The sequence below is a fragment of the Streptomyces sp. NPDC029674 genome, assembly GCF_044903205.1.
Classification (GTDB): Bacteria; Actinomycetota; Actinomycetes; order Streptomycetales; family Streptomycetaceae; genus Streptomyces.
The window spans coordinates 574290-588324 of sequence record NZ_JBJDPY010000002.1 but is presented as its reverse complement, the minus strand read 5'-3'; the positions used below and the strand labels follow the sequence as shown (position 1 = coordinate 588324).

Sequence of the window (14035 nt, the reverse complement as noted above, 5' to 3'; positions counted from 1 at the left end):
GGGTCCATCTTTCCCCGGCCGGACGGCCGACGCTCATCGTTGGCCGAAGCCGTGCGGCTCAGCGGCTAAAGCCGCGGGTCCACCGGTTCCGACTCCAGGGCGAGGACCGCGAACACCGCCTCGTGCACGCGCCACAGCGGTTCGCCGTCCGCGAGGCGGTCCAGGGCCTCCAGGCCGAGCGCGTACTCGCGGGCGGCGAGGGAGCGCTTGTGGCCGAGGGAGCGGTCGCGCAGCTTCGCCAGGTTGTCCGGGCGGGTGTACTCGGGGCCGTAGACGATCCGCAGGTACTCCCGGCCGCGGCACTTGATGCCGGGCTGGACGAGCCGGCCCTGGCCGTTCCTGACCAGGGCGGCGACCGGCTTGACGACCATGCCCTCGCCGCCGCGGCCCGTCATCTCCAGCCACCAGTCGACGCCCGCCCGGACGGACTCGGGGTCGCCGGTGTCGACGTAGAGGCGGCGGGTGGTCTGGAGCAGGTCGGAGCCCTGGCCGCTGTCGTGCTCCACCATGCGGTCGATCAGGGCGAGCTGCTCGTCGTGCGGGAGCCCGGCGAGGCTGCGGCCCTGGACGGCCAGGATCTGGAACGGCGCGAGCCGCACGCCCTCCAGGCCGTCGGTCGGCCAGCAGTAGCGGCGGTAGGCGTCGGTGAAGGCGGCGGCGTCCGTGGCGCGTTCCCGCTGGCGGGCCAGGAGGGCGCCGGTGTCGACTCCTCGTGCGGTCGCCGCCTCCAGCGCGGCGAGCGCGCCGGGGAAGACGGCGCCGGCGGCGGCGCCCACGGCGGCGTACTGGGTGCGGAGCAGGCCGGACGCCTTCAGCGACCACGGCATCAGCTCCGCGTCGAGCAGCAGCCAGTCCGTCGCCAGCTCCTCCCACAGGCCCGCCTCGGTGACGGCGGTGCGGACGCGGCCGAGGACCTCCTCGGTGACGGCCGGGTCGGTGAAGAAGGGGCGGCCGGTGCGGGTGCAGAGCGAGCCGGTCGGGCCCCCTTCGACGCCGAAGCGCTCGCGGGCCACGCCGGCGTCACGGCAGACCAGCACCACCGCACGCGAACCCATGTGCTTCTCCTCGCACACGACGCGGGCGACACCGTCCTGGGCGTAGGCGGCGAAGGCCTCCTCCGGGTGTTCCAGGTAGCCCTCCCGCCGGGAGGTGGCGGTCGGTGCCATCGTCGGCGGCAGGTACGGCAGCAGGCGCGGGTCGACGGCGAAGCGGCTCATGACCTCCAGGGCGGCGGCCGCGTTCTCCTCGCGCACGGCGACGCGGCCCGCGTGCCGGGTCTCCACCGTGCGGCGGCCGTGCACGTCGGCCAGGTCGAGCGGCCGCCCCTCGTGGCCGCCCGGCGCCTCGGTCCGCAGCGGCCTGGCGGGTTCGTACCAGACGCGCTCCGCCGGTACGTCGACGAGCTCGCGCTCCGGCCAGCGCAGCGCGGTGAGGCGGCCGCCGAAGACGGCGCCGGTGTCCAGGCAGATGGTGTTGTTGAGCCAGGTCGCGGTGGGCACCGGGGTGTGGCCGTAGACGACCGCGGCCCGGCCCCGGTACTCCTCCGCCCACGGGTAGCGCACCGGCAGGCCGAACTCGTCGGTCTCGCCGGTCGTGTCGCCGTACAGGGCGTGCGAGCGCACCCGGCCCGACGTGCGGCCGTGGTACTTCTCGGGCAGCCCGGCGTGGCAGACGACGAGCCGCCCCTCGTCGAGGACGTAGTGGGAGACGAGCCCGTCCACGAACTCCCTTACCCGCTCCCGGAACTCGTCGCTCTCCCCCTCCAGCTGCGCGATGGTCTCGGCGAGTCCGTGGGTGTGCTGAACGTTGCGGCCCTTGAGATGGCGGCCGAGCTTGTTCTCGTGGTTGCCGGGCACGCAGAGGGCGTTGCCGTCGGCGACCATCGACATGACGCGGCGCAGCACGCCCGGGGTGTCCGGGCCGCGGTCGACGAGGTCGCCGACGAAGACGGCCGTGCGGCCCTGCGGGTGGACCCCGTCGACGTAGCCGAGCTTGTGGAGGAGGGTCTCCAGTTCGGCGGCGCAGCCGTGGATGTCGCCGATGATGTCGAAGGGGCCTGTGAGGTGCGAGAGGTCGTTGTAGCGCTTCTCGGTGACGACGGTGGCGTTCTCGATCTCGTCCACTCCGCGCAGGACGTGGACCTTGCGGAAGCCCTCGCGCTCCAGGTGCTTCAGGGAGCGGCGCAGTTCGCGCTGGTGGCGCTGGATGACGCGGCGCGGCAGGCCTGCGCGGTCCTCGCGGGCGGCGTTGCGGGCGGCGCAGACCTCCTCGGGCACGTCGAGGACGATGGCGATGGGCAGCACGTCGTACCGTCTGGCCAGCTCGATCAGCTGCTTGCGGCTGTCGCTCTGCACGCTGGTCGCGTCGACGACGGTGCGGCGGCCCGCGGCGAGGCGCTTGCCGGCGATGTAGTCCAGCACGTCGAAGGCGTCGCGGCTGGCGCTCTGGTCGTTCTCGTCGTCGGCGACGAGCCCGCGGCAGAAGTCGCTGGAGAGGACCTCGGTGGCCTTGAAGTGCCGTCGGGCGAAGGTCGACTTGCCAGAGCCGGTGGCGCCGATCAGGACGACGAGGGAGAGGTCGGTGACGGGGAGAACGCGGCCGGTGCGAGTGTCGTTCGTCATGCGGCCCGCACCTCCTTCCTGTCGGTCCGCGTGAACACGGCCATCTGCGTGGGCGGTCCCACCTCGGGATCGTCGTCGCCCACGGGCGCGAACTCCACGCCGTACGCGTGCCGTTCGGCCACTTCGCGGGCCCAGGCGCGGAACTGGGCACGCGTCCACTCGAAGCGGTGGTCGCCGTGGCGCACGTGCCCCGCGGGGAGCGACTCCCAGCGGACGTTGTACTCGACGTTCGGCGTCGTCACCAGGACGGTGCGGGGGCGCGCGGAGCCGAACACCGCGTACTCCAGGGCGGGCAGGCGCTCCACGTCGAGGTGCTCGATGACCTCGCTGAGCACCGCCGCGTCGTAGCCCTTGAGCCGCTTGTCGGTGTACGCGAGCGACCCCTGGAGGAGCGTGACGCGCTCGGCCCTGCGCTCGCCCATGCGGGCAAGGTCGAGCCGCCGGGAGGCGACGGTCAGCGCGCGCATGGACACGTCCAGGCCGACGATCTCGGTGAACCGGGCGTCCTGGAGCAGCGCCTGCACCAGCTGGCCCTGTCCGCAGCCCAGGTCGAGGACGCGGGCCGCACCGGCGGCGGTGAGCGCCGCGAGGATCGCCTCGCGGCGGCGCAGGGCGAGCGGCACGGGCGCGGTGTCGGTGTCGGTCTCCTCGTCCACGGCGTTGTCCAGCTCCTCGACGTCCGTGTCGTCGGCGTCGGCGAGCCGCACCAGTTCGAGCCGCTCCTTCGCCTCCCGGGTCAGGGACCGGCGCCGGGCGAGGTAGCGGCTGGTGATGAGCTCCTGCTCCGGGTGGTGCGCGAGCCAGCCGTCGCCGGCCCGCAGCAGCTTGTCGACCTCGTCCGGCGAGACCCAGTAGTGCTTGGCGTCGTCGAGGACGGGCAGCAGCACGTACAGGTGCCGCAGCGCCTCGCCCAACGTCAGCTTCCCGTCCGGCACTTCGAGTACGAGCTGTACGTAGCGTGAGTCCCCCCAGTGGGGGAACCGCACGTCCAGCGGGACGGGCGTCACCGTCACCGTCCAGCCGAGCGGCTCGAACAGCGCCCGCACGACACCGGCGCCGCCGCTCGCGGGCAGCGCGGGCACCTCGACGCGCAGCGGCAGCGGCCGCGCGGCCCGCTCCGGACGTGCTTCGCACACCCCGCGCATCGCGCTGGAGAAGACCGCGCTCAGCGCCACGGCGAGGAGGGAGGACGCCGCGTACGGCCGGTCGTTCACGTACTGCGCGAGCGCCGCGTCGGGCGCGCCGCCACGCCCCTTGCCCTTCCCCTTGCCCCGCCGCACGAGCGCGACGGGGTCGACCTCCAGGAGCAGCGCGGCGGTGCAGCGCCCGGTGGCCGCCTCGGGGAAGAAGACGTGGGCGGTCCCGTACGACACGTTGCGCGTATGCCGGTTGTCGGGGTGCTTGTGCAGCAGGAAACCGAGGTCGGTCGCAGGGTTCTGCGCGGTGCCGGTGGTGGAGATCGTCAGGAACACACGGTCGAGTATCGCCGTGACGGAAGGCGAGGGCCACGGGATTTGCACTCGGCGGTTCAGGACTCCGGGCGCTCGCGGACGATCAGCGCCGGATCCTTGTCGTCGCGCAGGCCTTGGTAGCGGGGGTGGCGCAGCATGCCGTCGCGGGTCCATTCCGTGAAGGCGATCTGCGCGACGAGGTGCGGCCGCACCCAGTGGGCGGTCCGTTCGGCGACGCGGTCCGCGAAGGGGGACCGGGGCGTGCGGAGGCCGTCGAGTTCCTCGCGGAGGGAGAGCAGTGTGCGCCGGTCGAAGCCGGTGCCGACCTTGCCCGCGTAGCGCAGCCGCCCGGTGTCGTCGTAGTGGCCGATGAGCAGCGCGCCGATGCCCACCCGGCTGCCCGCGGGCTCGGTGAAGCCGCCGACCACGAACTCCTGGCCCTGGGAGCACTTGAGCTTGAGCCAGTCGTCGGAGCGGCGCGTGCGGTACGCGCTGTCGGCGCGTTTGGCGATGAGCCCTTCCCAGCCGCGGCGGCACGCGTCGGCGAGGAGTTCGGGGCCGCCTTCGTTGCGGTGGGTGCAGAAGCGGAGCGGGGCCGTGAAGGTGATCGCGCGGCGCAGCAGGGACTTGCGGGTGCGCAGCGGCAGCCGTCGCACGTCGACGCCGTCCAGGCGCAGCAGGTCGAAGACGTAGTAGGTGACGGCGACGCCGCTCGCCTCGATGTCGGCCCGCCGGGTGAGTCCCATGCGCTGCTGGAGGCGCGCGAAGTCGGTCCGGCCGTGGGAGTACGCGACGATCTCGCCGTCGAGGGTGAAGTCCGCGCGGTCCTGTGCGGCGAGGGCGTCGACGATCTCGGGGTAGGTGGCGTCGAGGCTCCGTCCTGAGCGGGAGCGGAGCGTCACCTTGCCGTTCTCGCGGACGGCGAGGACGCGGATGCCGTCCAGTTTCCGCTCGAAGATCCAGCCGTGCGGGAAGTCGCGCCGGTCGCTGAGGGTCGCCAGCATCGGGGAGGCCGCGAGTTCGATGCCGGGCGCGGCCTCGCGGGTGCGGGCGTGCAGCTCGGGCGGGAGCGTGTCGAGCAGGCCGGTCACTCCTTCTCACCGCCGTCCGGCTCCCATCTGGGCGCGTCCGGCGCCTCGGCGACCTGGCGCAGGGTCCGGCCGGTGAGCGCGGAGCGGGCGCGGCGTGGGTCGGGGGTGCCGGCGTCCTTCCCGCCTCCGGAGCCGGTCCGTACGAGCAGCCAGGTCGGCTTGGCGGACCCGCCGTCGCGCTCCTCGCGGCCGTGGAACCGGGTGAGCGCGTACGTGCCGCGCAGCTTCTCGCCGTGCAGCTCGAACGTGGCGTGGCCGTTCTCCAGGGCCTGGCCGAACGGCACGGGCCGCTTCTTCTTGTCGTGGCTCGCCGGCCGGTAGGTGCCACGGTCCCAGACGATGACGGTGCCGCCGCCGTACTCGCCCTCGGGGATAACGCCCTCGAAGTCGCGGTATGCCATGGGGTGGTCCTCGGTGGGGAGGGCAAGCCTCTTGTCGTGCGGGTCGGTGGACGGGCCCTTGGGGACCGACCAGGACTTGAGTACGCCGTCGACCTCCAGGCGGAAGTCGAAGTGCATGGTGCTCGCGTCGTGGATCTGGACGACGAACGCGGGCTCGCCGTCCGGGTCCGGTGCGGTTCCGTCCCGGCCCGGTGCGGTCCCGCGCTGCCGCGTCGTATGCTCGCCGCTCGGCTCGCGCGTCCTGTCGAAGTGCCGCTTCCCGCGATAGGTCCGCAGCTTGTCGTCCTCGCTCACGGAGATCCCTTCCCTCCGGGTCGCTGATCCGTTCGAGCCGCCGGGTACCCCGTGATCGCCACCGGCACGCACGGCCCTGCGGCGGGGCACTCGTCCCTGTTTGTGACGGTACGGGAGACCGGGGCGGTCGGCATCGCGCCGGCGTTCCGTCAGCCGCTGCCGGTCGATAAACGTCCGCGTTGATTCAGCGGCAATCGAATGTTGATCGGTTCCGGTCACCCTGTGCCCGTCGCTATTCGGGGGAAGACAGGAAACGTAAGTTGCCCGATACACGTATATCGGTGGCCGTGCATGCCACCGACCCCCTCAGCCGGGCCGGGGTCATCAGCCACCTCCGGCACCAGCCCACCGTCGAACTGGTGGACCGTGCCGCGGACGGCGCGCCGACGCCCCCGCCCGGCACCGCGACCCCGCCCGTAACCGCGACCGCGCCCGCGCCCGCCCAGGGACGCGTCGCCGTCATGCTCGTGGACCGGCTCGACGACCTGGCGGGCAGCGAGCTGCGCCGCCTCACCAGGTCCACCGAACAGCGCGTCGTCCTGATCGCGAGCGAACTGCGCGAGCCCGAGCTGCTCGCCGTCGTCGAGTACGGCGTACGGGCCATCCTGTGGCGGCACCAGGCGACCCCGCAGAAGCTGCTGCGCGCCGTCCACAGCGCGGCGCGCGGCGAGGGCGAGCTGCCGCCCGACCTCATCAACCGGCTCATGACGCAGCTGGGCCGGCTGCGGCTCTCGGCGCTCGACGGCTCGCCGTCCGCCGCCACCCTCGTACCGACGCTGGGCATGGCGCCGCGCGAGGTCGACGTGGTACGGCTGATCGCGGAAGGCCTGGACACCAAGCAGATCTCCGAGAAGCTCGCCTACTCCGAACGCACCGTCAAGAACGTCCTGCACGCGCTGATGACGCGCCTGCAGCTGCAGAACCGCGCGCATGCCGTCGCGTACGCGCTGCGGGAGGGATACATCTGATGCGGCACCCGAACCACCTCCCCCCGACCGCCCCGGGGGCCCGACCGTGATCCACGAAGTCGACGAGGCGCTGCGCGCGCTGCTGCGCGGGGCGCTTCCGGAGGGGACCGGCGAGGTCGTCTTCGAGGCGCCCACCCGCGACTGGGCCGCGCGGCGCAACGCGCCCACGCTCAACTCGTACCTGTACGACATCCGCGAGGACGTGGCCCGGCGCGAGCGCGGCGCGTACGCGGAGCGGGGGCCAGACGGTTCGGTGCTGCGCAGGCGGCAGCCGCCGCGCTGGTTCCGGCTCTCCTACCTGCTCACGGCCTGGACCAACCGGCCGGAGGACGAGCACCGGCTGCTCTCCGCGGCCCTCGGCACCCTGCTCGCGCACGAGCTGCTGCCGCCCGACGCCCTGCCGGACGCGCTCGCCGCGCTGCGGGCCCCGCTGCCGCTGACCGTCGCGGTGCCGCCGCCCGAGTCCCGGTCGATCGCGGACGTGTGGTCGGCGCTCGGCGGCGAGCTCAAGCCGTCCCTGGACGTCGTGATCACCGTGCCGTTCCCGGTGTCGCCGACGTACCCCGTGGCGCCGCCGGTCACCGAGGGCGCGGTCGTGGGCGTCCGCGGCATCGACGGCGAGCCGGGCGACTCCCGGCCCCGGATGCTGCGGAAACAGCGCGACGCGTCGGAGAACGGAACGGGTGCGCGGTGAGCTCTCCCGACACGGTACCTGCGCTGCTGGAGTCGCTGCGCGGCCGCGTGGCCGAGCTCGTCGCACGGCGCGGCGCGGACGACCCCACGGCGGCGGATCCGCTGCGCGGGCTGTACGTGACTCCGGAGACCGCGCACCGGCTGGCCACGGCTCCCCCGCCGGAACCCGCCCCCGCGCCGGAGGACAGTGAGCCCGAATGCACCGGCCCCTTGGCCGGGTTGGCCGGGCACTTCGGGCTGAGCGCTCTCGACCGGCACATCCTCCTCGCGGCTCTCGCCCCCGATGTGGACCGCCGCTTCGAGCCGCTGTACGGCTACCTCAACGACGACGTCGGGCGCCGCAGGGCCACGGTCGCGCTCGCCCTGGACCTCGCGGGCACAGGACCGCACGACCCGCTCGCCCGCGCCCGCTTCCATCCGCTGGCCCCGCTGCGCGCCGGCGGCCTGATCGCCCTGGAGGACGAGGAGCGGCCGCTGCCGGGACGGGCCCTGCGCGTACCGGAGCGCGTGGTGTCCCACCTCCTCGGCGACGACGCACTCGACCCCGAACTCGTCGGGCAAGGCGTCGAGTTGCTGCCGGACAGTGACGGCGAGACGGCACCCGCCCATCCGCTCGCCGGCCGGATCGCCGCCCTCGCCGCCGAGGGCCCGCTCGCCGTCCATCTGCGCGAGCGCAGGGAGGGCACCGCCGCAGGGCCGGTGGCCGACGCGCTGCGGGCGGCCGGTCTGCCCGTGCTGCTGCACAGGCCTCCGGGCCGGGCGGGCAGTCAGGTGGGGGACGACACGGCGGCGGTCGCCACCGCGCTCGTGCGCGAGGCACGGCTGCGGCGGGCCGCGCTCGTCGTGGGCCCGCTGCCATCCGAACCCGGCGCGTTGGTATGGGCGTTGGCGACCGGTGACGCGCCCGTGGTGTTCTTCGGCAGCGAGCCGTACGACCCCGGGTGGGCGCCGGACGCCGGGCTGCTCGCGCTGGACGCGCCGCAGGACGGCGTCGACGCGGCCCGTACATGGCACACCGAGCTGGGCCGCCGATTTCCCGCGTACGAACCGGACTTCGACCTCGGCGAGGCCGTCGCGCCGTACCGGCTCAGCGAGCCGCAGATCCGCCGCGCGGCACGGGACGCCACCGGCCTCGCCGCGTTCGACGGCACCCCGCCGACCGCCGCACACCTCCAGCACAGCGCCCGGCTGCAGTCCGCGCCGCTGCTCGACAAGCACGCCCGGCGGATCCGGCCCGAGGTCGGCTTCGGCGACCTCGTCCTGCCGGACGAACCCCTCGGCATGCTGCGCGAGTTGACGATGCGCGCCCGGCACCGGGACAAGGTGCTCGGCGAGTGGCGGCTGCGCACCGGCGGCGGTCGCGGGCGCGGGGTGGTGGCGCTGTTCGCCGGGGACTCCGGCACCGGCAAGACGCTGTCGGCCGAGGTGGTGGCCGGTGAACTCGGCCTGGACCTGTATGTGGTGGACCTGTCGGCGGTCGTCGACAAGTACATCGGCGAGACGGAGAAGAACCTGGAGCGGATCTTCGCCGAGGCGGACCGCACGGACGCGGTGCTGCTCTTCGACGAGGCCGACGCCGTCTTCGGCAAGCGCTCGGAGGTCAAGAGCTCGCACGACCGGTACGCGAACCTGGAGAGCGCGTACCTGCTCCAGCGTCTCGAGGCGTTCGACGGGATCGCCGTGCTGACCACGAACCTGCGGGCCAACATCGACGACGCGTTCACGCGCCGCCTCGACCTGGTGGTGGACTTCCCGTTCCCGGACGTCGAGCAGCGCCTCACGCTGTGGCGGAGCTGTCTGGCGGGCACCCCCTGCGCTCCGGACCTCGACGCCGAACTCGCCGTCTGCGCCAAGGAGTTCGAGCTGGCCGGCGGCGGCATCCGGTCGGCCGCGGTGACCGCCGCCTATCTGGCCGCGGGGCACGGCGGTCCGGTGGCGGGCGAGGACGTGCGGGCCGGGGCGCGGCGCGAGTACCGCAAGATGGGCCGTCTCGAGCCGGGGACGACGCTGCCCTGGCAGTAGGGGCGGTCAGCCGAGCGGTCCGCCTCCGGGGTCCGAGGTGCGGATCTGTGCGGGCCTGGAGGGACTGGCCGGCGGCCCCTTTCATCGTGCGGCCGGGGTGCTCGGGGACACCGGCGGTACGACTCCCCCGGCCGGCGCGGAAGCGGCACGCAGCGCTCTCGCGGAAGCCGCGTACGACGCCGTCACCGCATGCCCTGGCCGGAACGGTCCGAGGAGCCGTGACGGCGCCGGTCTGCGCTTCCGGCTACTACGGCTTCCGGCTGACTACGGCCAGTCGGAGATCGTCCAGCCCATGCTCTTGCGGTCGTCGCACTTCCACGTGACCGCGCTCGTGTCGTTCTGCATGTCGACGAGGCACTCGCCGGAGCCGACGGCGACGATCCGCGTCAGCCCGTCGGCGCGCTTCTCCAGCTTCCACTTCTGGTTGTCCGGCAGCCGGCCGGTCTTGATGTTCTCCGGCGGCGCGTGGAAGATCTGGGCGATGTTCGTGTTGACCTTCTGGTCCAGGATGGCGCCCGGGGCGCTGGCGGGCTCCAGGGCATAGGTGTCGGACTCGGGGTAGTGGTGCAGGATCCAGTCCTGGTTCTTGCCGAACTCGTCCGTGAGGGAAGGGTTCTGGCCCACATAGGTGCCGTCGGCCGTCTCGCCCTTCTTGACCTCCAGGTACCAGCCGCTGCCCTCGCTGCTGCGGATGGTGTGCGTCTTGGGGCCCTTGGGCTTGTCGTCCTTCTTCTCGCCCCCGCCGCCGCCCGGCTCGGACTTCGGCGCGTCGTCGTTGTCCTCCTTCGGGGGCGCGGGCTCCTCCTTCTCCTTCTCGGTGTCGCTCGGCTTCGGGCTCGGCGCCTGCTTCATGCCGTCGCTCTGCGGGAACTCCTGCTGCTTGCCGGCCTTCTCCCTGGCCTGGGTGGCCATGGTCGGCTTGTGCTGGAACCACATCACGGCGAACGCCAGACCCAGCGCGAACAGCACCGAGAAGACCGCCATCGCCCAGCGCGGGATCACCGACGGCTGCACGTACGTGCCGCGCAGCTCCACCGGCTCGGGCGTCCCGGCCCGGAGCACGGAGACGGTGAAGGGGTGCTTGGTGGTGCCGCCCACCCAGCTCACCGCGCCGGGCTTGAGGCGCAGCTCCGCGAAGCCGGCGCGGCCCGGGGCGACCTGCACCGACCCTGGCTCGGCCTCGACCTCCAGCGCGTCGCCGTTCTCACGGCCGGAGAAGGAGGCCGTCAGCTGCTGGTTGCCGAGGTTGTCGACGGCCACCGACGCCTTGGCGCTCAGCCGGCCGCTCACCACCAACGGCAGGAGCTCCGTGCGCAGTTCGGCGAACGGGCTCACGGTGACCTGGCCCTCGGCGACGTCCGCCGCGTGCGCGGCCTCGCGGGGCTGCACCCGGACACCGAACGGCGTCGGGCCCGCCTGCGCGTCCGGGGTCCTGGGCGGTGCGAGCTCCACCTCGGCGGTGGCCTCCGCGCCCGGGTACAGGCGCAGTACGTCGGGCTGTACGCGGGCCCAGCCCGCGGCGGCGCCGACCACCTGGAGGCGGTACTCCTCGACGGTGTCGCCGGTGTTGCGCACGCGCAGCCTGACGCTGGTGCTCGAGCCGGGTTCCACGGTGGTCGCGGAGGGTTCGAGTGCGGTCCACATCTGGCTCAACGACCCTTCACGCCGGGGTTCTTGACGCTGCCGCCGACCATGGCCTGCAGGGTCCTGCTGTCGGCGACGCCGGTCGCCGGGAGGCCGACGGACGCCTGGTACTCCTTGATGTGGGCGGCCGTGCCGCTGTTGTACCTGGCCGTGACGGGCGCGCTGCGGCCGTTCTCGAAGTAGGCGACGCCGTGCTCGGCGTAGGCGCGGTCGCGGTCCAGGTCCCCGTCGCTGATGCCGGCCTGCGAGGCCCACCAGAACGCCGCCTGCAACTGCACGACCTCCCAGTTGTCCGCTCCGGAGCGGACGTGGTCGGCGCGGATGCCCTGCGCCCACAGCGAGGTGAGGGTGGCCCGGCCGAGCTCGCCCAGCTCGTCCGTCTCGAAGATCTGCGCGGTGTTCTTGCCGGAGGTGTCGCCGGAGCGGACCACCGCTTGCTGGTAACAGCTCAACTTGTCCTCGGTCTTGGCGTCGATGACGCCGGGGGTGTAGGAGCCGGTCAGGGTGCACGGGTTCTTCGAGCCGAGGGCCGCGAGGCGGCGCTGGGCGTACTCGACGACGACGTCGGACTTGTAGCCGCGCTGCCACGGAGGTCCGCTGCGGGCGGCTTTCCGGTCCGACACCGGCTTCTCGCCGCCTCCGCCGCCACCGCCCCCGCCCCCACCGGACGAGCCACCGCCACCGGAGCCGGACCCGGACCCGGCGCGTTCCCCGCCGCCGCCCGTGCCTCCGCCGCCACCCGTGCCCGCGCCGCCCCGGCCGCCGCCGTCCGCCTTCTCCTTCGGGGGCGGCGGAGCGTCCGGGAGCTTCTTCTTCTCGCCGCCCTGCGGGACCGCGTCGGGCGCGGCGGCCGCCTGGTTCTCGCGCGCCGAACCGTTGAACTTGGGCGCGTAGGTGAACCAGACGACCATGAACGCGATGCCGAGGGCCGCGACCACGCTGCCGAGGGCGAGCACCCAGCGCGGCAGGACCGGGCGCTGGTCGAAGCTGCCCGGCAGTTCGTGGGCCTGCTCGTCGCCGGAGCGGCGCACGGAGACGGTGAGCGGGTGCGCCTGCGCGGACCCCGTCCACTGCACCTGCTGCGGCCGTACGGTGAAGCGGGCGAACGCGGCGCGGCCCGGGGCGGCCTGGATCGCCGTGGGAGTGACGTCGAAGGCCAGCCGGCCCGCGTCGTCGCGGACGGTGAGCGCGGCGGTCAGCGGGGTGTTGCCGAGGTTGTCCACGGCGACCGAGGCCCGGCCGCGGAAGCGTCCGACGATGGTGGGCGGCAGGAGCTCGGCCCGTATCTCCGAGAAGGGCGTGACGGTGACCTGCCCCTCGACGACGTCGCGCGCCTCGGGGTGCTCCCGGGGCTCGACGCGGATGCCGAAGGGGGTGGGTCCCGCCGTCGTGTCGGACGAGCGGGGCGGCGCGAAGGAGACTTCGGCGGTGCCCTCGCTGCCCGGGTAGAGCCGCAGCGCCTCGGGTTCGACGCGGGCCCAGCCGGCGGGCGCGCCGACCACTGCGAGCCGGAACTCCTCGACCGTGTCTCCCGTGTTGCGTACGCGAAGCCGTACGGTCGCTCGGCCACCGGGGTCCACGGTCACCGCGGCCGGGTCAAGGGAGTTCCACCACGTCATACGGGCACGGTAGAGGGCACCCCGCCCGGTGTCCTTGTACGAAAGGGCGACGCCGAGGGCAGCGCTCCCTGCCCGAGCGGCCGCCCGCGGGCCGGGGGGATCAAGGCAGGGTCGAGAACACGGGGTTCGGGGTGGCGGGCCGCTGCCAGCGCGTCAGCAGCATGGCTATCTCCGTGGCTTCCTGGGCGCCGCGGCGTTCCATGACGCGGTGGGCGATCCGCAGGGCGGCCCTGGCGCGGTCGAGGTCGCCGAGGGCCAGGAGGGCGCGGCCGCGGGCGGCCATCGCGAGGGCGTGGCAGAACGCGTCACCGAGCTCGCCCTCGACGGCGAGCGCCGCGTCCGCGCAGCGCATCGCCTCGCCGGGCCGGTTCTCGTCGAGTTCGCAGTAGGCGAGGCGGGCCCAGCACAGGGCCTCCCAGCGGGGTTCGCGGGTGCGGCCGTGGAGGCGCTGGGCCTCGCGGAGCCGTTCCGCCGCCGCGGCGGCCCGGCCGTCGCGCAGGAGTGCGCAGCCCGCCTGATACAGCACGTGCGCGAGCGTCGACGTGCTGCCCGACCGCCGTGCCTGGCGCACCGCTTCGACGAGCGCGGTGTCCGCCGCCGCGCGCCGGCCCAGGCTGACGTACGCCCGCGCCATGTGGGACAGGATGCGGATCCGGTCGTCGTGCCCGCCGAGCGCCCCGAACCTCGCGTACGCGAGCCGCAGTTGCTCCAGCGCCTCCTCGTGCCGGCCCGTACCCATGAGGACGATGCCCAGCTCGTGCCCGCCCTCCGCGCCGACCAGCACATCACCGGTGACCGCGGCGAGCCGCAAGCTCTCGCGCAGGGCACGCTCGGCCCGGCCGTAGGTCTCCGTGCCGTAGTGCGGAGCACCGAGCAGACGCAGCGCACGACCGGCGGACCGGTCGTCCCCGTGCCGCCGCGCGGTCCGCAACGCCAGCTCGGCGAGCGGTTCCAGATCACGGTGCCGGGTGGTCCCCACGATGAGGTGGGACCAGGCGGTGAGCAGGTCGACGGTGGGGCGGAGGCCGGGCGGGCCATCGGGCGGGTGGACTGTGGAGGTCGGGTGGCCTGTGGCGGGTGAGTGGTCTGTGGCGGGTGAGTGGTCTGGGGCGAGCGGGTGGCCGGCGTCAGGCTGGTGGTCGGCGTGGGGCTGGTGGTCGGCGTGGGGCTGGTGGTCGGCATCGGACGCGTGGCCTGCGTCCAGCACGTGGCCCGCAGCCGACGCATGGCC

The 14035-nt window shown here is 73.7% G+C and carries 10 protein-coding genes; 3 read left to right on the top strand and 7 right to left on the bottom strand.

Going from position 1 to position 14035, the window contains the following annotated elements:
* Nucleotides 1–65: 65 nt before the first annotated feature.
* Genes ACI2L3_RS06605 through ACI2L3_RS06590 form a run of 4 tightly spaced genes read right to left on the bottom strand, consistent with a single transcriptional unit; the run spans nucleotide 66 to nucleotide 5858 of the window.
* Nucleotides 66–2621 carry a polynucleotide kinase-phosphatase gene (locus tag ACI2L3_RS06605; protein ID WP_404751182.1) on the bottom strand — a complete coding sequence of 852 codons (2556 nt, stop codon included), beginning with the start codon at nucleotides 2619–2621 and terminating at the stop codon, nucleotides 66–68.
* Entirely contained in the window at nucleotides 2618–4093 is a 1476-nt protein-coding gene (locus tag ACI2L3_RS06600; RefSeq protein ID WP_404751181.1) for a 3' terminal RNA ribose 2'-O-methyltransferase Hen1, read from the bottom strand. The genes ACI2L3_RS06605 and ACI2L3_RS06600 overlap by 4 nt, the downstream gene beginning before the upstream one ends.
* A gap of 56 nt (nucleotides 4094–4149) precedes the next feature.
* Nucleotides 4150–5163, bottom strand: coding sequence for a non-homologous end-joining DNA ligase (ligD, locus tag ACI2L3_RS06595; protein ID WP_404751180.1), 1014 nt, complete (start codon nucleotides 5161–5163; stop codon nucleotides 4150–4152).
* Nucleotides 5160–5858, bottom strand: coding sequence for a DNA polymerase ligase N-terminal domain-containing protein (locus ACI2L3_RS06590; protein WP_404751179.1), 699 nt, complete (start codon nucleotides 5856–5858; stop codon nucleotides 5160–5162). The genes ligD and ACI2L3_RS06590 overlap by 4 nt, the downstream gene beginning before the upstream one ends.
* A gap of 281 nt (nucleotides 5859–6139) precedes the next feature.
* Between ACI2L3_RS06590 and ACI2L3_RS06585 the strand changes: the two genes are divergently transcribed.
* The 3 genes from ACI2L3_RS06585 to ACI2L3_RS06575 are packed head-to-tail and all read left to right on the top strand — an operon-like array spanning nucleotide 6140 to nucleotide 9541.
* Complete coding sequence (locus ACI2L3_RS06585; RefSeq protein ID WP_404751178.1) at nucleotides 6140–6826, top strand: response regulator transcription factor; 687 nt, start codon at nucleotides 6140–6142, stop codon at nucleotides 6824–6826.
* Between the two features lie 46 nt (nucleotides 6827–6872).
* The gene (locus ACI2L3_RS06580; protein WP_404751177.1) at nucleotides 6873–7520 is read left to right on the top strand and encodes a DUF4255 domain-containing protein; all 648 of its coding nucleotides are present in this window, start codon (nucleotides 6873–6875) and stop codon (nucleotides 7518–7520) included.
* Nucleotides 7517–9541 (top strand): AAA family ATPase, encoded by a 2025-nt coding sequence (locus ACI2L3_RS06575; protein ID WP_404751176.1) that lies wholly within the window; start codon nucleotides 7517–7519, stop codon nucleotides 9539–9541. Before ACI2L3_RS06580 ends, ACI2L3_RS06575 begins: the two co-directional genes overlap by 4 nt.
* A 264-nt stretch (nucleotides 9542–9805) precedes the next feature.
* Here the strand turns inward: ACI2L3_RS06575 and ACI2L3_RS06570 are convergent, their stop codons facing one another.
* The 3 genes from ACI2L3_RS06570 to ACI2L3_RS06560 all read right to left on the bottom strand — a co-directional run.
* Nucleotides 9806–11185, bottom strand: a complete 1380-nt coding sequence (locus ACI2L3_RS06570; RefSeq protein ID WP_404751175.1) for a hypothetical protein — start codon at nucleotides 11183–11185, stop codon at nucleotides 9806–9808.
* 5 nt (nucleotides 11186–11190) lie between these two features.
* On the bottom strand, nucleotides 11191–12804 hold the full coding sequence (locus tag ACI2L3_RS06565; RefSeq protein ID WP_404751174.1) for a peptidoglycan-binding protein: 1614 nt from the start codon (nucleotides 12802–12804) through the stop codon (nucleotides 11191–11193).
* Between the two features lie 100 nt (nucleotides 12805–12904).
* The coding region (locus ACI2L3_RS06560; protein ID WP_404751173.1) for a tetratricopeptide repeat protein at nucleotides 12905–14035 on the bottom strand (1131 nt) is incomplete at its 5' end.